Raw genomic sequence first — 17,799 nt, 5'->3', positions numbered from 1 at the left:
CGCGAGTCACGTCCTCGCGGGGGCTTCCGCTCTATCCGCCTGCCCGGTGAAGGTTGAGAAGACGATCACGAGCAGGACGTACGAGAGGCGATGCGGTCAGGGCGCGAGCAGCAGCGTCCCCGCGCGCTCCTTGGCCGCGGCGTAGCGTGCCGCCACGTCCTGCCAGTTGACGACCTGCCACATGGCCTCGATGAAGTCGACCTTCTGGTTCTTGTACTGGAGGTAGAAGGCGTGCTCCCAGGCGTCGAAGACCAGAATCGGCACCGAGCCCTGGCCGACGTTCCCCTGGTGGTCGTAGATCTGCTCGACGATCAGACGGCCGCTGACCGGCTCATAGGCCAGCACGCCCCAGCCCGACCCCTGCGTGGTCGCCGACGCCTTGGTCAGCTGGGCCTTGAAACCGGCGAAGGAGCCGAAGGACTCGGCGATGGCGTCCGCGAGGTCGCCCACGCCGTCCGCCGCGAGCGGCTCGCCGCCGCCGTCGCCGGTCATGTTCTGCCAGTAGATGGAGTGCAGGATGTGGCCGGAAAGGTGAAAGGCCAGGTTCTTCTCCAGGCCGTTGATCGCGCCCCAGGTCTCCTTGTCGCGCGCCTCCGCCAGCTGTTCGAGGGTGTCGTTCGCGCCCTTCACATACGCCGCGTGGTGCTTGTCGTGGTGCAGCTCGATGATCTCCGGGCTGATCACGGGCGCGAGCGCGGAGTAGTCGTAGGGAAGTTCCGGGAGTGTGTAGACGGCCATGACGATCGATCCCCTCCGAGCTTATTGCAACCAACTTGCAAGTGCACGCTACCAGCAGCAATCCCGGAAGGCAGGCCCAGGGCACACGAAAGGCCCTCGCGAGAGGCGGCCAGCGGACCGCCCCACACGAGGGCCTTGGGAACTCAGTGCGTCGTCTCTGTGCGTCAGCGGCGCAGCAGCTTCGCCGCCAGCCGCCCCCACCAGGCCTTCTGGTGCGCGTACCCCACCGCGGCGAGCGCCAGCACGAGCCCGCCGGTGAAGTACAGCTGCACCCGCGTGTCACGCTCCAGCGCCATCAGCACGAAGATCGCGGCCATCCCCGCCAGCGCGGCCACGGTCAGGTACGGGAACAGCCACATCCGCACCACGAGCCGCTCGCGGTTCCGACGCCGGAGGATCAGCTGGGACACCCCGATGAAGATCCAGACGACCAGGATCATCGCGCCGATCATGTTCAGCAGCCAGCTGAAGATCGTGTCCGGGTACCAGTAGCTGAGCAGCACGCACAGGAACCCGAAGAACGACGAGGCCAGCACCGCCAGGCGCGGCACCCCGCCGCTGACCCGGCTCAGCGCCCGCGGCCCCTGTCCGCGCTCGACCAGCGAGTAGGTGATGCGGGACGCGCCGTAGATGTTGGCGTTCATCGCGGACAGCAGCGCGACCAGGATGACCACGTTCATGATCTGGCCCGCGCCGGGGATGCCCAGGTGGTCGAGGGCGGCGACGTACGGGCCCTTCTCGGTGACCGCCGGGTCGTTCCACGGCACCAGGGTGACGATGACCGCCATCGAGCCGACGTAGAAGACCGCGATCCGCCACATCGCCGTGCGCACGGCCTTGGCCACGCCCTGGACGGGGTTCTCGGACTCGGCCGCCGCGATGGTGACCGTCTCCAGGCCGCCGTACGCGAAGACCGAGGCGAGCAGGCCGAGTACGAGCCCCTCGCTGCCGTTGGGCAGCAGGCCGTGCTCACCGGTGAGGTTGCTGAGGCCGGGGGAGTCCGAGCCGGGCAGTACGCCGATGATCGCCAGCGTGCCGAGGCCCAGGAAGAGCACGATCGCGCCGATCTTGAGCGCGGCGAACCAGAACTCGAACTCGCCGAAGTTCTTCACGGCGGCCAGGTTGGTGGCGCAGAACACCAGCATGAACAGGGCGACCCAGGCCCACTCGGGCGTGCCGGGCAGCCAGCCGGTGACGATCTTCGCGGCGCCGATGGCCTCCAGGCCGACGGCGACGCAGAGCAGGATCCAGAACCCCCAGCCCGCCGCGAAGCCCGCCCACGGGCCCAGCGCGCGCTCGGCGTGCGCGGAGAACGAGCCCGACGAGGGGTTGGCGGCCGACATCTCGCCGAGCATCCGCATCACGAGCATGACCAGCAGCCCGGAGATCGCGTACGCGACGACGATGGAGGGACCGGCGGCGGCGATGCCCGCGCCGGATCCGACGAAGAGCCCGGCGCCGATCACGCCGCCGAGGGCGATCATCGAGAGGTGCCGCTGCTTGAGGCCGTTCGACAGCGGTGAACCGCCGGGGCTGGAGGAGGCCGGAGCGTCCTTTTCGCCGTCAATCGCCTCGGAAGTGAGGGTTGTCCGAGTCATGGTATGGCGTTGTCCAGTACGTGAGATGACATGCAGGGCGGGCCAGTCTGCGACGCGCGTTCGCTGGAGCGTCCACGCAGACCGATATCCGGACACCGTGGCTACGCACCGTGCGCACGCGCGCACGTGCGCGCCCGTGGGGTACTGCCGGGATTTGGCGAGAATCTACAGTCTCACCTGGAGGAAACCATCTACGCAAAAAGAACATAAGGAGTCCAGTCCCAAGTGACGAGCATCACTCGCCCTCTCACCCGCCCTCCATGCACTTCCCGACCTTTGTGCACACCCCACCAAGTCGCCAAGCCCCGCTTTGTGGACGGCTGATGGCGAGCGGAACTCCACCAGTGGGCTAGCGTCACGCTGTCCCCTAGTCCTAGCCACGGCCACAGCCGTAGCCCCTAGCCGGTCCGACCGACCCTGGAGCCCGTATGACCACCGCTGCCCTCACCACGCGCCCCGGCCAGGTGCTCGCCGACCTGCTGCCCGCCACCCGCGTCCGGGACATCGCGCTCGTGTTCGGCGGCGCCGCGCTCACCGGCGCCGCGGCCCAGCTCGTGGTGCCCGTTCCGGGCTCACCGGTGCCGGTCACCGGGCAGACCTTCGCCGCCCTGCTGGTGGGCACCGCGCTCGGCGCCCGCCGCGGCTTCCTCTCGCTCGGCCTCTACCTCATGGTGGGCATGGCGGGCGTGCCGTGGTTCGCCCAGGCGGAGTCCGGCGTGGCGATCCCGACCCTCGGCTATGTCATCGGCATGCTGCTCGCCGCGACCATGGTGGGCGCCCTGGCCCGGCGCGGCGCGGACCGCTCCCCGTGGCGGATGGCGGGCGCGATGGCACTCGGCTCCCTGGTGATCTACGCGGTCGGCGTCCCGTACCTGATGCTGGCCACCGGCAACTCGCCGGGCTGGGCCCTGGAGAAGGGCCTGGTCCCCTACCTGGTCGGCGACGCGCTGAAGGCGGCGCTGGCGATGGGCGCGCTCCCGGCCGCCTGGAGACTGCTCGGCCGCCGCGGCTGACCCCCGCCGCGTCTGAACCCCTGCCGAGGCTGCCCCTGCCGCGCCCGGACCCGGCCGGACCTGACCGAGCCGACCCGGACGCGGCCCGGCGCCTCGGGGCATGCCACACTCGGTGCATGCGCGTGTACCTCGGTTCCGACCATGCCGGATACGAACTCAAGAACCACCTCGTCGAGTGGCTCAAGACCAACGGCCACGACCCCGTCGACTGCGGCCCCCACATCTACGACGCCCAGGACGACTACCCCCCGTTCTGCCTGCGCGCCGCCGAGCGGACCGCGGCCGACGGCGACAGCCTCGGCATCGTGATCGGCGGCTCCGGCAACGGCGAGCAGATCGCCGCGAACAAGGTGAAGGGCGTCCGCTGCGCCCTGGCCTGGAGCGAGCAGACCGCGGCGCTCGGCCGCGAGCACAACAACGCCAACGTCGTCTCCATCGGCGGCCGGATGCACACGCTCGACGAGGCGGTGAAGTTCGTCGAGGTCTTCCTCGCGACCCCGTACTCGAACGAGGAGCGCCACACCCGCCGCATCGACATGCTCTCGGCCTACGAGACGACCGGCGAGCTCCCGCCGATCCCGGCCCACCACCCGCAGCAGCAGGACTGACGCCCCTCGGGGGGCTGGCAACGCACTCGTGACGAGAACGAGGACGAGAACGAGGACGACGAGGAGGAGGACCCGTGCCTGAGGGGCACACCATCCACCGCCTGGCGGCCGACCACCGGGAACGCTTCCTGGACCGGCCGACCCGCGTCACCAGCCCCCAGGGCAAGTTCTCCGACAGCGCGGCCCTGCTGGATGGCCAGCGGCTCACCGAGGCCGAGGCGCACGGCAAACACCTCTTCCTCGGCTTCGCCGACACCGGCTGGGTGCATATCCACCTCGGCCTGTTCGGCAAGCTCGGCTTCGGGGCCGCCCCCGCGCCCCCGCCCGCCGACACCGTACGACTGCGGCTGCGCACCAGCACGGCCTACGCCGACCTGCGCGGCCCCACCACCTGCGCCCTGATCACGGACGCCGAGAAGCAGGCGATACACGACCGCCTCGGCCCCGACCCGCTGCGCGACGACGCCGCCGACGGCGACGGAGCAGACCGGGCCTGGCGGCGTGTCTCCCGCTCCCGTACGACGATCGCCGCCCTGCTCATGGACCAGAAGGTGATCGCGGGCGTCGGCAACGTCTACCGCGCCGAAGTGCTGTTCCGGCACGGCATCGACCCGTACCGCACGGGCCGGGACCTGACACACGCCGAGTGGACGTCCATCTGGTCCGACCTGGCCGCCCTGATGCGCGAGGGCGTACGCCACAACCGCATCGACACCGTACGGCCCGAGCACACGCCCGAGGCGATGGGCCGCCCGCCGCGCGTGGACGACCACGGCGGCGAGGTGTACGTGTACCGCAGAGCCGACCAGCCCTGCCACATCTGCGGCGACGAGATCCGCACCGCCGACCTCGCCGCCCGCAACCTCTTCTGGTGCCCCACCTGCCAACGACGGTGACCCGGCGCGGTCAGAACCCGTGCGGCAGCCATGGCGCGAGGGCCGACCCGAACGCCACCGACGCCTGCCCCAGAGCCCCGTCCCGCAGCTCCCGCACCCGCCCGGCGGCGGCCAGCGACAGCAGCGGCACACCGCCGAGATACGCCGCGCCCAGCTCCCGTACGGACAGCGCCACATCCGCCGCGTCCTCGGTGCGCACACAGGACGCGCCCTTCGCGTCGCCGGTCAGCCGCCAGCGCCCGGCGTTCCAGGGGCAGAAGGCGTCCGCCACCTCGAACACCACGTCCACCGGCGTCTGATAGGTACGCGCCTCCAGCGCGGCCCCGACCTCCACAAGCCGCACATACAGCGCGTCCCGCAGCCGGACACCGCACCGCCGCACATCGGACACCATCTGCAGCCAGGCGTCGTCGACGGGCCGGTTCTGCAACCGGATCCGGGAGCTCAGGTCCAGCTCGAAGAAGTAGCGCAGCAGCGCGGCGTACGCGGCCGGGTCCAGCGCCTCCAGATCGCGCACCGTCGCCGAGCCCTGGGGGCTGGCCAGCTCCGTCCACTCGGGTGTCACGCTGAACCGCGCGTACCCGACGACCTCGCCCCCACGGCCGTCCCGCCCCCCACGCTCGGCCAGCAGGCACTGCACCGGCGACGCCCCGTTCCGTTCCCCCGGCGGGTCGAGCAGCCCCCGCCGCTCCCAGGGGGCCACCCGCGCCAGCATGCCGGGACGGCCCCTGACCAGCCGCGCGTACACCGCCTCACACGCCTCAAGCGCCTCAGCGGGCGGGACCAGTCGCAGCCGTACGTCGTCCGTCCCCTCCGGCACGGACAGCCGCACCCGGTCGGTCTCGATCTCGGCCAGCATCTGCTGGGTCGCCGCGCCGTACCCGAACCGGCCGTAGATCGCGGGCTCGGACGCGGTCAGGACCGCCAGCGGCTCACCCAGCGCCCGTACGTCGTCCAGCTGCCGCCGCATCAGCGCGCTGAGCAGCCCCCGCCGCCGATGGGTCGGCTTGACCCCGACCATCGTCACCCCGGCCGACGGCACCAGGGCGCCTCCGGGAACCGCCAGCGAGAACGGGAACGACCCGGCCCCCGCGACGACCTCGGGACCGTCCCAGACCCCGAGCGACCGCTCGGGGACGGTCGAAGCGAGAGCGAACGCCCGGTTCTCGTCCTCCTCCCGTACCCCTCCGAACGCCAGCTCCAGATTGCCGAACCAGGAGTCCCAGTCACCGGGATCGAGTACGCGTACATCCATCGTCGTCATCTGCCATGCGTATCAGTGCGCGGACGCCCCCAGCGAGGCAATTTCACGCGACCGCGGGCCGTCCCAGAGGGGGACAACCAGGACCTCCTGTGCGAAGCCGCACGCCGGGTGGATAGGGTCCACGAGCAATGACACGACGACAGGGACGACAGCGCGGCCCCCGAGACCGCGCGGCAGCCGACACGATCCCGGCCCGGCTGCGCAAGCGGATGCACCGGGCCCGTATCGCGCTGCGCAAATCCGGCGTCGACTACTTCCGCGGCGACGGCTCCGACTGGGTGGCCCTGGCCGGGCTGCTGCTCTCGGTCCCGGCGATCACCGCGGGCACGCTCGCCGCGCCGCTGTGGTTCTCGCCCGCGCTGCTCGTGCTGCCGATCGTCGCGGGCGGTCTGCTGCTGCGCCCCGCCAGCCTGATCGGGCTCTACGGAGTGGTCGGCGCGGCCCTGATCCTGGAGTCCGTCCACCTGGGCCCTTATACGGAGGGCCATGACACGGTGACTCCGGGCGTCGTCCTGACGGTCGCCGCCTGCGGCTTCTTCGGCCTGGTCATCGCGCAGTTCCGCAGCCGGGTCGGAGTGCCCTGGCGGCGCGGCCACACCATGCTCTTCGACCTGCGCGAACGCATCCGGGTCCAGAGCAAGCTGCCCAAACTGCCCACCGGCTGGCACCGCGAGATGGCCCTGCGCCCGGCGGGCGGCCAGTCCTTCTCGGGCGACTTCGTGGTGGCCGCCCGCACCAACGGCGGCCGCACCCTGGAGATCGTCCTCACCGACGTCTCCGGCAAGGGCATGGACGCGGCGTCCCGCGCCCTGCTCCTGTCCGGCGCGTTCGGCGGCCTGCTGGGCTCGCTGCCGCCGCACGCCTTCCTCCCGGCCGCCAACGGCTATCTGCTCCGCCAGGACTGGGAAGAGGGCTTCGCGACGTCCATTCACCTCGCCCTGGACCTGGACTCCGGCGACTACGAACTCCTCACCGCGGGCCACCCGCCCGCCATCCAGCTGCACGCGGGCAGCGGCCGCTGGGAGGAGAAGGCCGCCGAAGGGCCGCTGCTCGGCGTCTACGACGGCGCGCAGTTCGACCCGGTCAAGGGGACCCTGCGCCCCGGCGATGTGCTGATGCTGTTCACGGACGGCCTGGTCGAGACCTCCGACCGGGACATCGCCGAGGGCATAGACCGCCTCACCGGCGAGGCGGACCGCTATGTGACGGGCGGCTTCCGGGGCGCGGCCTGGCACCTCATCGAGGCGGTGGCCAAGGACGTCAACGACGACCGGGCCCTGCTCCTGCTGACCCGCGACGCGTGACAGCCGTCGCTGCATCAGGCCCAGCCGCTACACCAGGCCCAACCGGTGCACCAGCCACCCGACGGCCGCCACGGTCAGCACCGTACTGGTGAGCACCCACCGCCCCCGCAGCCACCGGGCCACCCGAGGCGAGGCCTTCCGGGCCCACGCCTCCCGTCGCACCGCCCAGGCCGCGCGGACCGGGGCGGTCTTGGACCGCAGGGCGACCGCGAGCAGCAGCCCGAGCAGACAGTAAACGATCAACAACGCCGAAGCGCCCCGCCTTCATGCGTCAGGTCCTGGCCGGTTTCCCCAGGGATCGTAGCCCCTCACGCAACCCGGCCCCTCACCGTGTGTAGCGGACCACCGCCATGGTGTGACCTGGTTCACATGCGCGACCTGTCACGTCCGGCACGCGTCACTTGTCACCTGGGCGTCACCGGCACCGAAGGCCGGTGCCCGATTACAGGAGACCGAGATGAGCAACGGCATGAGCAGGGGCGACGGCCGCCGCATCGTCGTGCTGGGCGCGGGCTACACGGGCATGTTCAGCGCCATCCGCCTCGCCCGCCGGACCCGCCGGACCGGAGTGAAGATCACCCTGGTGAACGCCTCCAGCCGGTTCGTCGAGCGGCTGCGGATGCACCAGATCGCCGCCGGGCAGGAGCTGGCCAACCACCAGATCCCCCGCCTGCTGGAGGGCACCGGCGTCACCTTCGTCCAGGGCACCGCCACGGCCATCGACCCCGAGGCCCGGCGGATCACCGTCGACGGCGCCGACGTCCTCGAGTACGACACGCTCGTCTACGCGCTGGGCAGCTCGACCGACACCGGCACGGTCCCCGGCGCCGACGCCCACGCGTACACCCTCAACACCCCCGAGACCGCCGGCCGGTTCGCCGCGCGGCTCACCGAGGTCGCCGCGCACGGGGGCACGGTCACCGTCTGCGGCGGCGGCCTGACCGGCATCGAGGCGGCGACCGAGGTCGCCGAGAGCCACCCCGGCCTGAACGTCACGCTGATCAGCCTGGACGAGCCCGGCGGCATGATGGGCGACAAGGCCCGCGCCTACGTCCACCGCGCGCTGGACCGCCTCGGCGTCACCCTGGTCACCGGCGTCCAGGTCACCAAGGTGCTGCCCGACGGCGTCGAGCTGAGCGACGGCAGGCTCGTCCGCTCCGACGCCTGCCTGTGGACCACCGGAGTCAAGGTGCCGCCGCTCGCCGCCGACGCCGGGATCGCCACCGACGGCCGCGGCCTCATCCTGGTCGACGGCACCCTGCGGTCGGTGTCCCACCGGGACGTGCACGCCATCGGCGACGCCGCCGCCGTACGCCTGGCCTGGGGGCAGATCCACGGCACCTGCCAGAGCGGCCTGCCCACCGCCCAGTACACCGCCGACGCCATCGCGCGGCTCGTCCGCGGCAAGACCCTCAAGCCGTTCCGCTTCGGCTACTTCCACCAGCCGGTCAGCCTCGGCCGCCGGGACGCCGTCATCCAGTTCACCAAGGCCGACGAAACCCCGCGCCGCCTGCGCCTCACCGGCCGGAGCGCCGTCGCGTACAAGGCGATGATCAGCGGCAGCCCGCTCAAGACCTACCGGTTCAGCAAGCGCGTGAACGTCACCACCATCCTCTCCAAGGGCGGCCGCGCCACGCGCAGGCCAGCGGTATGACCACTGCACTGGACCCCGGCGCCGTGGCCGCGGATTTGCCGCTCTGGTCACGGCGCTGGCAGCATGACCGCATGGTCGACGCCGAAGCCGCGAACACCAACTCCTCAGCCGCGCAAGCGAGTTCCGCGAACGCGGGAGCCACAGCCGCGCAAGCCACGGGCACCAGTCCCGCAGCCGGAGCCCCAGCCGGAGCCACAGCCGCGCGAGGCCCCGCCCAGGACCCCGGCATCGACCCGTGCGTCGAACACCGCAGGCTGCTGTTCGCCACGGCCTACCGGATGCTGGGCAGCGTCACCGACGCCGAGGACGTCGTCCAGGACGCGTGGCTGACCTGGCGGACCGTGGACCGCGACACGGTCCGCCACCCCAAGGCCTATCTGGTGCGCACGGTCACCAACCTCGCGCTGAACCGCCTCACTTCCGCGCGCGCCACCCGCGAGACCTACGTCGGCCCGTGGCTCCCCGAGCCCCTGCTGACGTCCCCCGACATCGCCACGGAGACCGAATTGGCCGACTCCGTCTCCACCGCCATGCTGGTCGTGCTGGAAACCCTCAGCCCCGTCGAACGCGCCGTCTTCCTGCTCCGTGAGGTCTTCGGTTACTCGCACGCCGAGATCGCCGAGACCATCGAACGCCCCGAGCCGACGGTCCGCCAGATCGCCCGCCGCGCCCGCGCGCACGTGCAGGCCCGCCGCCCCCGTTTCGACGCGGACCAGGCCCGGCGGCAGCAGGTGACCGCCCAGTTCCTCAAGGCCTGCGCGGGCGGCGACCTGAACGCCGTCATGGAACTGCTCGCCCCCGACGTCACCGCCTGGTCCGACGGCGGCGGCAAGGTCACCGCGGCCCGCCGCCCGCTGCACGGCGCCGACCGCGTCGCACGCTGGTTCCTCGGCTTCCTCGCCAAGCCCGAACTGGCCGCCCTGGCCATGAAGCCAGCCGTCATCAACGGCGAACTGGGCATCCTGGCCACCCTCCACGGCCACACCGTCGGCGCCGTCTCCTTCGACCTCGCCGACGACCGCGTCCAGCACCTCCGTTTCCAGGTCAACCCCGACAAACTCGCGGGCCTCGCCCCCGACAACAGCCTGGCGCGCCAGCCCCGCACACGCGTTATGTTGCCAGGGCGAAGCGAGAAGTGAGGGGGCGCAGTGGGACAGTTGACCGTCGCCGAGGTCGAGGCCATCGCACGCGCGGCGCACGCCGGGCAGACCGACAAGGCCGGGCGCCCGTACGCCGAGCATCTGGCGGCCGTGGCCGACGGCGTACGCGCACGGGGCGGGTCGCCGGAACAGGTCGCCGCCGCCTGGCTGCATGACGCCTTGGAGGACGGCGCGTTGAGCGAGGAGTGGCTCGCGGCGGCCGCGCTGGCGCAGCGGACCAAGGACGTCGTGCGGGCGTTGACCAAGCGGAGCGGGGAGGAACCGCGGGCGTACGCGCGGCGGATTCTCGCGACACCGGGGGCGCTGCTCGTCAAGGAGGCCGACCTCGCGCACAACGCCGACCCGGCGCGCCTCGCCGCACTGTCCGACGAGGCGACCAGGGAGCGGCTCACGCGGAAGTACGCGGCGATGCGGCGGTACCTCGGACTGGCGGACGGGGCGCGCGAGTCGTAGCGGAAGCACGACAGCCGCGGCGGAAGCGCGACAGGGGAGCCGAGCCCGGATCCGGCGTCTCAAGAGCGCTTGAACGCCCAGTCCAGCCGGGGTTCGACGGCGAACCGGAACAACCGGCGCACCGGCGGTGTGCACAGCGCCGTCACGATGACTCCGGCCAGCAGCGTGATGAGGACCGCGCCCAGCGGGGTGTGCACCCAGCCTTGGTCGTACCAGTCCCAGAACCCGGCGCCCTGGACGAGCAGGCCGTGCAGGAGATACCCGTACAGTGTGCCCGTGCCCAGCGCCGTGAACCACATGTGGCGACGGGGCGCCCAGGCCAGGAAGCACGCGACGAGCAGCAGGGAACAGACGAACAGGCCGAGGGACATCAGCACACCGGTACCCCAGGAGACACCCAACTCCTGGGCGCTCTCGCGGTGGTAGAACCACTTGACGTTCATCCGGGTCGCGGCCCAGTAGGCGAACACCAGGGCGGACGCGAAGACCGGCACGGCCAGCAGCCGCACCTCGCGGCGGCGTACCCGCTGGAAGTGCTCGGGCTTCAGATGCAGGCCGATGACGAAGAACGGCAGAAACTGCAGCACCCGGTGCAGGTCGAAGTCCCGGCCGATGCTGGGCGAGACGGAGGCCAGTACGGCGATGCCGAGCGCCAGCGGCACCGGCCAGCGCACGAGCCGCCACAGCGGCGTGGTCAGCCGCCAGACGAACAACGCGGCCAGGAACCAGGTGAGATACCAGGGGTCGAGCAGGCTGATCGGATGGTTCGGGGCGTCGCCCGCCCAGCGCTTGAAGAGGCTGTACGCGACCTCGAACACGACGTAGGGGACCAGGACTCCGGTCACCAGGCGCTTGAGCCGGTCCGGTCTGAGGTCGAAGCCGCGGGAGAAGTAGCCGGAGATCAGGATGAAGGCCGGCATGTGGAAGGCGTACACGGCCATGTAGAGCGCCGTGGCGGCGCGGCTGTCCGCCATCAGGGGCGACCAGGCGTGCCCCAGGGCCACCAGCACGATGGCCAGGTATTTGACGTTGTCGAAGTACGCGTCCCGCTGCTTCACGGGCCTGGTGCCCCGGACCTCGCCCCGGAATCCGCCGGGGGAGACGATCCGCGGCCGCCCGGTGTTCTTTTCTGCGGTGGTGGTGGCGGCGTGGAACATCTGGGAAACCCTAGTGCCGTAAAAGCGAATCCGTAAAACGTGTTCACAGGGTGTGTTTATGTGCTGGTGACATTCCGACGAACGGGAAGTCGACATAGCGACTGCGATACATCTGGAGTGCGCTCGACCGGGTTGCTATGTCCAGGTTTGCGAGGGTCAATACGGGCATAGTGCCCGCAAGTGGCTTCGGTGATAATTCCCGAGTATTCGCGCGTCCGGGGCTCCAGGGTGTGCCTGCCCAGACAAATCGAATTCGCCTGCGAGCACACCCTGAGGCGGGCGGTCGAATTCGCTCTCACGAGCATCTGTCGAAATTCCGTACGTATGCCGGGTCGAGCGGGTGCGGCCCGCGGTGTTCGTGCGGAAGGTGCGCGGAGGGTATGCGGAGGGTGCGCGGAGGCACCCGGCGTTGACCCGACGTTCTGTCACCAGCCGCATAGGCCAGGCGGGTTGGTGGCACGATGGTTCTGGCGGGGGTGTGCGGGGAAGCGCGCCTCGCGGCCGGGAGAGCGAACCGACCTAGGGTGTGATCAGTGTGGCCATTTCACTGTCAGTGGTGTTGCTGTTGGCGATCATTCTGGTGGTGCTGATCCGCGGCGGGTCGCTGAAGGCGGGCCCCGCGATCGTCGCGGCGCTCTTCGGCTTCTTCCTGGCCTCGACCGACATGGCCCCGTCGGTCAACCGCTTCCTCAACTCGATAGCGGAGACGATCAACGAGATCAGCTTCTGAGACGACTCCGGCCCGGCTCGGCGCCGTACGCGCGCTCCTCGCGACGTACGGCACCGGCCGGGCCGGAGACTTTTGGAGCGGGTGACGGGAATCGAACCCGCGTAGCCAGTTTGGAAGACTGGGGCTCTACCATTGAGCTACACCCGCACACGCGGCACCGCGAGTCCTCAAGGGAGCGAACCCCCGCATGCGGACCGCGGTACGAGGAGCATCGTAGCGGGTCGACGCCCCGCGGCGCACACCCCCTCCACGAGCCCCTGACAAGCCCCTGCCAGCGCGGACCCCCGGCGCGGCGGGCTCGCCGACAATGCGGGAGCCGCACCGGCCACGGGCATGTACCCTACGTGTCGCACCGACGGGGTGTGGCGCAGCTTGGTAGCGCGTCCGCTTTGGGAGCGGAAGGCCGTGGGTTCAAATCCCGCCACCCCGACCACTGGCAAGATCGCTTCAAGATCGCTTTTTGGGACGCGTACCCGCTGCGGTTACTATGCAAGCTGCGCGCCCGTGTGTCTCTGTTCTGATCCGTTCCGATCCGAGTGTCTTCCGGGCGACGCGCATCCGCTGCAGCTCTCTGGCTCAGCAGAACCCAAAGCAGTCAGCCACAAGGAGACCGAACCGTGAAGAGCGCCGTGGAGACCCTGAACCCGACTCGGGTTCGGCTCACTGTCGAGGTGCCCTTCGAGGAGCTCAAGGACAGCCTCGACGCGGCGTACAAGAAGATCAACCAGCAGGTCACGGTGAAGGGCTTCCGCAAGGGCAAGATCCCGGCCCGCGTCATCGACCAGCGGTTCGGCCGCGGTGCGGTGCTGGAGGAGGCCGTCAACGACGCCCTCCCGAAGTTCTACACCGAGGCGGTCAACGAGGGTGAGCTGAACGTACTCGGCCAGCCCGAGGTCGACATCACCGAGCTGAAGGACGGCGAGCTGCTGGCCTTCACCGCCGAGGTCGACGTCCGCCCGACCATCGAGATCCCGGACTACTCCGGCATCGAGGTCGAGGTCGACGCCGTCGAGGTCACCGACGAGGACGTCGAGAAGTCGGTGGAGCAGCTCCGTGAGCGCTTCGCCTCCACCACCCCGGTCGAGCGCGCCGCCGCCGAGGGCGACGTCCTCACCATCGACCTGCAGGCCAAGGTCGACGGCGAGGTGCTGCCCGACGGCGTCGCCGACGGTGTCTCGTACACCATCGGCTCCGGCGAGCTCCTCGACGGCATCGACGAGGCCGTGACCGGCCTGGAGGCCGGGGCTGAGGCCACCTTCACCTCCGAGCTGAAGGGCGGCAGCGCCGAGGGCAAGGAGGCCGAGGTCACCGTCAAGGTCACCCAGGTCGCCGCCCGCGAGCTGCCCGAGCTGGACGATGACTTCGCGCAGCTGGCCAGCGAGTTCGACACCCTGGACGAGCTCAAGGCCGACAGCCGCAAGCGCCTCGAGAACATGAAGCAGTACGACCAGGCCACCCAGGCCCAGGAGCGGGTCCTCGAGAAGCTCCTCGAACTGGTCGAGGTCCCCGTCCCCGAGAAGCTCCTCGAGGACGAGGTCAACACCCGCAAGCACAACCTGGAGAACCACCAGCTCGCCCAGATGGGCATGGACCTCGAGGGCTACCTCAAGATCCAGGGCAAGACGGTCGAGGAGTTCGAGGCCGAGACCAGCGAGCAGGCGGTCAAGGGCATCAAGACGCAGTTCGTCCTGGACGAGCTCGTCAACAAGGAGAAGCTGAACGTCAACCAGGAGGAGCTCACCGAGCACCTCATGCGGCGCGCCCAGTCCTCCGGCATGAGCCCCGACCAGTTCGCCCAGGCCGTCGTCGAGGGCGGCCAGGTGCCGATGCTCGTCGGCGAGGTCGCCCGCGGCAAGGCCCTCGCGGTCGTCGTCGAGGCCGCCACGGTCAAGGACACCAAGGGCGAGCTCGTCGACCTGTCCGACGACGAGGACGAGGTCGAGACCGCCGCCGAGACGGTCGAGGCCGTGACGGACGGCGAGCCCGCCGAGGCCGCCGAGGCCGCCGCGGCCGACCAGGCTGAGGACAAGGCCGAGGAGAAGAAGGAGGCCTGAGCCTCCCGGTCTCCGATCGTGTACGAGGGGCTCCGGACGCACTGCGCGCCCGGAGCCCCTCGCCGTACCCGGCCCGTGCGGCCCGGTGACCCTGCGCTCACAGCGAACAGTTCCCTGTGCGGGATGGCACCCGCCTGCCTGCGCGTTAGGGTCCATAACTACGAGGGCAGGGGAGTCCCCGAAGCCGCCCGGAGCGGCGCGACGCGGGGGGCCCAGGCCCCGACCGAAGACGTGAGACGGCCCAACACCGTCGCAAGACGAGCAGGTGGATACGTGACGAATCTGATGCCCTCCGCCGCCGGCGAGCCTTCCATCGGTGGTGGCCTCGGCGACCAGGTCTACAACCGACTGCTCAACGAGCGGATCATCTTCCTCGGCCAGCCGGTCGACGATGACATCGCCAACAAGATCACCGCGCAGTTGCTGCTGCTGGCCGCGGAGCCGGACAAGGACATCTACCTCTACATCAACAGCCCCGGCGGCTCGATCACCGCGGGCATGGCGATCTACGACACCATGCAGTACATCAAGAACGACGTCGTGACGATCGCCATGGGCATGGCCGCGTCGATGGGCCAGTTCCTGCTCAGCGCGGGCACGCCGGGCAAGCGCTTCGCGCTGCCGAACTCCGAGATCCTGATCCACCAGCCCTCCGCCGGCCTCGCCGGTTCCGCGTCGGACATCAAGATCCACGCGGAGCGGCTGCTGCTGACCAAGAAGAAGATGGCGGAGCTGACCGCCTTCCACACCGGGCAGACCGTCGAGCAGATCACCCGCGACTCGGACCGCGACCGCTGGTTCGACCCGCAGGAGGCCAAGGAGTACGGCCTGATCGACGAGGTCATGCCCACGGCTTCAGGCGTACCGGGCGGCGGCGGCACCGGGGCCTGAGCCCCAGCGTCCCGAGCCGACCCCCAGCCCCCTTCAGGAGACCCCAGTGAACGACTTCCCCGGCAGCGGCCTCTACCAGCGCGGCCAGGCCGAGTACACCGGCCCGCGCGCCGAGTCGCGTTACGTCATCCCGCGCTTCGTCGAGCGCACCTCGCAGGGCGTGCGCGAGTACGACCCGTACGCGAAGCTCTTCGAGGAGCGCGTGATCTTCCTCGGCGTGCAGATCGACGACGCCTCCGCCAACGACGTCATGGCGCAGCTGCTGTGCCTGGAGTCGATGGACCCCGACCGTGACATCTCCGTCTACATCAACAGCCCCGGCGGCTCCTTCACGGCGCTCACGGCCATCTACGACACCATGCAGTTCGTGAAGCCGGACATCCAGACGGTCTGCATGGGCCAGGCCGCGTCGGCCGCCGCGGTCCTGCTGGCCGCCGGTACGCCGGGCAAGCGCATGGCGCTGCCGAACGCCCGCGTGCTGATCCACCAGCCGTACAGCGAGACCGGCCGCGGCCAGGTCTCCGACCTGGAGATCGCGGCGAACGAGATCCTCCGGATGCGTTCGCAGCTGGAGGAGATGCTGGCCAAGCACTCCAGCACGCCGATCGAGAAGATCCGCGATGACATCGAGCGCGACAAGATCCTCACCGCCGAGGACGCGCTGTCCTACGGCCTGATCGACCAGATCATCTCCACCCGGAAGATGAACAACGGCGCGGTCGTCTGAGCCGCCGTCTGACGCGGCACAGCGGCGCCTGCCTTCCCTTGGCGCGGTTCGCGACACGGTTCACGTCACAGCGAACCGCGCCAAGGGGGGCCCGAACGGGGGGCCAGGCAAGGTACCGTCGGATACAGGCACCAGGAGCCGCCGAACTCAGCGGCTCCCAGGCGATTGGGGAAGCACCTCGTGGCACGCATCGGTGACGGCGGCGATCTGCTCAAGTGCTCGTTCTGCGGGAAGAGTCAGAAGCAGGTCAAAAAGCTCATCGCAGGCCCCGGTGTGTACATCTGCGACGAGTGCATCGACCTCTGCAACGAGATCATCGAGGAGGAGCTCGCGGAGACCAGCGAGGTGCGGTGGGAGGAACTCCCCAAGCCCCGCGAGATCTACGAGTTCCTGGAGGGGTACGTCGTCGGGCAGGAGCCCGCGAAGAAAGCCCTCTCGGTCGCGGTGTACAACCATTACAAGCGGGTCCAGGCCGGTGAGAACGGCGGGTCCCAAGGGCGTGAGGACGCCATCGAGTTGGCGAAGTCCAACATCCTCCTGCTGGGTCCCACGGGCTCCGGCAAGACCCTCCTCGCCCAGACCCTGGCCCGCATGCTGAACGTCCCGTTCGCCATCGCCGACGCGACGGCGCTCACGGAGGCGGGCTACGTCGGCGAAGACGTCGAGAACATCCTGCTGAAGCTGATCCAGGCGGCGGACTACGACGTCAAGAAGGCCGAGACCGGCATCATCTACATCGACGAGATCGACAAGGTCGCCCGGAAGAGCGAAAACCCGTCGATCACGCGCGACGTCTCCGGCGAGGGCGTACAGCAGGCCCTGCTGAAGATCCTTGAAGGCACCACCGCCTCGGTCCCGCCCCAGGGCGGCCGCAAGCACCCGCACCAGGAGTTCATCCAGATCGACACGACGAACGTGCTGTTCATCGTGGGCGGCGCCTTCGCGGGCCTGGAGAAGATCATCGAGGGCCGGGCGGGCGCCAAGGGCATCGGCTTCGGCGCGACCATCCACTCCAAGCGGGAGCTGGAGGAGAAGGACCAGTTCCAGGACGTCATGCCGGAGGACCTGGTCAAGTTCGGGATGATCCCCGAGTTCATCGGCCGCCTCCCGGTCATCACCTCGGTCCACAACCTCGACCGCGAGGCCCTGCTCCAGATCCTCGTCGAGCCGCGCAACGCACTCGTCAAGCAGTACCAGCGCCTCTTCGAACTCGACGGCGTGGAGCTGGACTTCGAACGCGAGGCGCTGGAGGCCATCGCGGACCAGGCGATCCTCCGCCAGACCGGCGCGCGCGGCCTGCGCGCCATCATGGAAGAGGTCCTCCAGGCGGTGATGTACGAGGTCCCGTCCCGCAAGGACGTGGCCCGCGTCGTCATCACAGCCGACGTCGTCCACTCGAACGTCAACCCGACCCTGGTCCCGCGCATCGTCGGCAAGAACGACGGACGGCACGAGAAGAGCGCGTAGCTCTCAGCGGTACGACGAAGGGGCGGGGGGGGCCGGGGGGCCCCCCCCCCCAAACGTGGGGGGGCGGCCCCCCGGGGCGCGGGTG

The 17,799-nt window shown here is 70.0% G+C and carries 17 protein-coding genes and 2 tRNA genes; 13 read left to right on the top strand and 6 right to left on the bottom strand.

Features of this window, described 5'->3' with window-relative positions:
• Nucleotides 1–96 precede the first annotated feature (96 nt).
• Nucleotides 97–738 (bottom strand): superoxide dismutase, encoded by a 642-nt coding sequence (locus ACX6XY_RS23205; RefSeq protein WP_460334020.1) that lies wholly within the window; start codon nucleotides 736–738, stop codon nucleotides 97–99.
• Between the two features lie 164 nt (nucleotides 739–902).
• Complete coding sequence (locus ACX6XY_RS23200; RefSeq protein ID WP_460334017.1) at nucleotides 903–2,336, bottom strand: amino acid permease; 1,434 nt, start codon at nucleotides 2,334–2,336, stop codon at nucleotides 903–905.
• 428 nt (nucleotides 2,337–2,764) lie between these two features.
• Between ACX6XY_RS23200 and ACX6XY_RS23195 the strand changes: the two genes are divergently transcribed.
• The 3 genes from ACX6XY_RS23195 to ACX6XY_RS23185 all read left to right on the top strand — a co-directional run bounded on the left by ACX6XY_RS23195 (nucleotide 2,765) and on the right by ACX6XY_RS23185 (nucleotide 4,853).
• Nucleotides 2,765–3,349, top strand: coding sequence for a biotin transporter BioY (locus ACX6XY_RS23195; RefSeq protein ID WP_460334014.1), 585 nt, complete (start codon nucleotides 2,765–2,767; stop codon nucleotides 3,347–3,349).
• A 116-nt stretch (nucleotides 3,350–3,465) separates the two neighbouring features.
• Complete coding sequence (locus ACX6XY_RS23190; protein ID WP_460334011.1) at nucleotides 3,466–3,957, top strand: ribose-5-phosphate isomerase; 492 nt, start codon at nucleotides 3,466–3,468, stop codon at nucleotides 3,955–3,957.
• 74 nt (nucleotides 3,958–4,031) lie between these two features.
• Nucleotides 4,032–4,853 carry an Fpg/Nei family DNA glycosylase gene (locus ACX6XY_RS23185; protein ID WP_460334008.1) on the top strand — a complete coding sequence of 274 codons (822 nt, stop codon included), beginning with the start codon at nucleotides 4,032–4,034 and terminating at the stop codon, nucleotides 4,851–4,853.
• Between the two features lie 10 nt (nucleotides 4,854–4,863).
• Here the strand turns inward: ACX6XY_RS23185 and ACX6XY_RS23180 are convergent, their stop codons facing one another.
• Entirely contained in the window at nucleotides 4,864–6,108 is a 1,245-nt protein-coding gene (locus tag ACX6XY_RS23180) for a GNAT family N-acetyltransferase (protein ID WP_460334092.1), read from the bottom strand.
• Nucleotides 6,109–6,245: 137 nt separating this feature from the next.
• Between ACX6XY_RS23180 and ACX6XY_RS23175 the strand changes: the two genes are divergently transcribed.
• The gene (locus tag ACX6XY_RS23175) at nucleotides 6,246–7,421 is read left to right on the top strand and encodes a SpoIIE family protein phosphatase (protein WP_460334005.1); all 1,176 of its coding nucleotides are present in this window, start codon (nucleotides 6,246–6,248) and stop codon (nucleotides 7,419–7,421) included.
• A gap of 27 nt (nucleotides 7,422–7,448) precedes the next feature.
• Here ACX6XY_RS23175 and ACX6XY_RS23170 read toward each other — a convergent pair whose 3' ends face one another.
• On the bottom strand, nucleotides 7,449–7,667 hold the full coding sequence (locus ACX6XY_RS23170; protein ID WP_460334002.1) for a hypothetical protein: 219 nt from the start codon (nucleotides 7,665–7,667) through the stop codon (nucleotides 7,449–7,451).
• Between the two features lie 211 nt (nucleotides 7,668–7,878).
• Here ACX6XY_RS23170 and ACX6XY_RS23165 point away from each other — a divergent pair, with 211 nt between their 5' ends.
• The 3 genes from ACX6XY_RS23165 (at nucleotide 7,879) to ACX6XY_RS23155 (ending at nucleotide 10,688) form a co-directional block, all read left to right on the top strand.
• Nucleotides 7,879–9,075, top strand: coding sequence for an NAD(P)/FAD-dependent oxidoreductase (locus ACX6XY_RS23165; protein ID WP_460333999.1), 1,197 nt, complete (start codon nucleotides 7,879–7,881; stop codon nucleotides 9,073–9,075).
• Between the two features lie 278 nt (nucleotides 9,076–9,353).
• The gene (locus tag ACX6XY_RS23160; RefSeq protein WP_460334090.1) at nucleotides 9,354–10,214 is read left to right on the top strand and encodes an RNA polymerase sigma-70 factor; all 861 of its coding nucleotides are present in this window, start codon (nucleotides 9,354–9,356) and stop codon (nucleotides 10,212–10,214) included.
• Between the two features lie 9 nt (nucleotides 10,215–10,223).
• Nucleotides 10,224–10,688, top strand: a complete 465-nt coding sequence (locus ACX6XY_RS23155) for an HD domain-containing protein (protein ID WP_460333996.1) — start codon at nucleotides 10,224–10,226, stop codon at nucleotides 10,686–10,688.
• Between the two features lie 59 nt (nucleotides 10,689–10,747).
• Here ACX6XY_RS23155 and ACX6XY_RS23150 read toward each other — a convergent pair whose 3' ends face one another.
• Nucleotides 10,748–11,845, bottom strand: coding sequence for an acyltransferase family protein (locus ACX6XY_RS23150; protein WP_460333994.1), 1,098 nt, complete (start codon nucleotides 11,843–11,845; stop codon nucleotides 10,748–10,750).
• A 535-nt stretch (nucleotides 11,846–12,380) separates the two neighbouring features.
• Between ACX6XY_RS23150 and ACX6XY_RS23145 the strand changes: the two genes are divergently transcribed.
• Nucleotides 12,381–12,575: a hypothetical protein gene (locus ACX6XY_RS23145; RefSeq protein ID WP_460333991.1), complete on the top strand. Its 195-nt coding sequence runs from the start codon at nucleotides 12,381–12,383 to the stop codon at nucleotides 12,573–12,575.
• Between the two features lie 73 nt (nucleotides 12,576–12,648).
• Here the strand turns inward: ACX6XY_RS23145 and ACX6XY_RS23140 are convergent.
• Nucleotides 12,649–12,722 (bottom strand) — tRNA-Gly (locus ACX6XY_RS23140).
• Between the two features lie 209 nt (nucleotides 12,723–12,931).
• Between ACX6XY_RS23140 and ACX6XY_RS23135 the strand changes: the two genes are divergently transcribed.
• The 5 genes from ACX6XY_RS23135 (at nucleotide 12,932) to clpX (ending at nucleotide 17,714) form a co-directional block, all read left to right on the top strand.
• Nucleotides 12,932–13,008: transfer RNA gene (locus ACX6XY_RS23135), tRNA-Pro, on the top strand.
• Between the two features lie 184 nt (nucleotides 13,009–13,192).
• Nucleotides 13,193–14,629 (top strand): trigger factor, encoded by a 1,437-nt coding sequence (tig, locus tag ACX6XY_RS23130; protein WP_460333988.1) that lies wholly within the window; start codon nucleotides 13,193–13,195, stop codon nucleotides 14,627–14,629.
• A gap of 285 nt (nucleotides 14,630–14,914) precedes the next feature.
• Nucleotides 14,915–15,520 carry an ATP-dependent Clp protease proteolytic subunit gene (locus ACX6XY_RS23125; protein ID WP_460334087.1) on the top strand — a complete coding sequence of 202 codons (606 nt, stop codon included), beginning with the start codon at nucleotides 14,915–14,917 and terminating at the stop codon, nucleotides 15,518–15,520.
• A 46-nt stretch (nucleotides 15,521–15,566) separates the two neighbouring features.
• The gene (locus ACX6XY_RS23120) at nucleotides 15,567–16,247 is read left to right on the top strand and encodes an ATP-dependent Clp protease proteolytic subunit (RefSeq protein WP_460333985.1); all 681 of its coding nucleotides are present in this window, start codon (nucleotides 15,567–15,569) and stop codon (nucleotides 16,245–16,247) included.
• A gap of 180 nt (nucleotides 16,248–16,427) precedes the next feature.
• On the top strand, nucleotides 16,428–17,714 hold the full coding sequence (clpX, locus tag ACX6XY_RS23115; protein ID WP_460333982.1) for an ATP-dependent Clp protease ATP-binding subunit ClpX: 1,287 nt from the start codon (nucleotides 16,428–16,430) through the stop codon (nucleotides 17,712–17,714).
• Nucleotides 17,715–17,799: the final 85 nt, after the last annotated feature.

This window comes from Streptomyces sp. O3, from assembly GCF_054788135.1.
This window is presented reverse-complemented; position numbering and strand designations above follow the sequence as displayed.

Excerpts from the sequence above, each read along its gene's own strand:
- ACX6XY_RS23205 (WP_460334020.1), bottom strand. The coding sequence starts at position 738 with ATGGCCGTCTACACACTCCCGGAACTTCCCTACGACTACTCCGCGCTC.
- ACX6XY_RS23200 (WP_460334017.1), bottom strand. The coding sequence starts at position 2,336 with ATGACTCGGACAACCCTCACTTCCGAGGCGATTGACGGCGAAAAGGAC.
- ACX6XY_RS23195 (WP_460334014.1), top strand. The coding sequence starts at position 2,765 with ATGACCACCGCTGCCCTCACCACGCGCCCCGGCCAGGTGCTCGCCGAC.
- ACX6XY_RS23190 (WP_460334011.1), top strand. The coding sequence starts at position 3,466 with ATGCGCGTGTACCTCGGTTCCGACCATGCCGGATACGAACTCAAGAAC.
- ACX6XY_RS23180 (WP_460334092.1), bottom strand. The coding sequence starts at position 6,108 with ATGGATGTACGCGTACTCGATCCCGGTGACTGGGACTCCTGGTTCGGC.
- ACX6XY_RS23175 (WP_460334005.1), top strand. The coding sequence starts at position 6,246 with ATGACACGACGACAGGGACGACAGCGCGGCCCCCGAGACCGCGCGGCA.
- ACX6XY_RS23165 (WP_460333999.1), top strand. The coding sequence starts at position 7,879 with ATGAGCAACGGCATGAGCAGGGGCGACGGCCGCCGCATCGTCGTGCTG.
- ACX6XY_RS23160 (WP_460334090.1), top strand. The coding sequence starts at position 9,354 with ATGCTGGGCAGCGTCACCGACGCCGAGGACGTCGTCCAGGACGCGTGG.
- ACX6XY_RS23150 (WP_460333994.1), bottom strand. The coding sequence starts at position 11,845 with ATGTTCCACGCCGCCACCACCACCGCAGAAAAGAACACCGGGCGGCCG.
- ACX6XY_RS23125 (WP_460334087.1), top strand. The coding sequence starts at position 14,915 with ATGCCCTCCGCCGCCGGCGAGCCTTCCATCGGTGGTGGCCTCGGCGAC.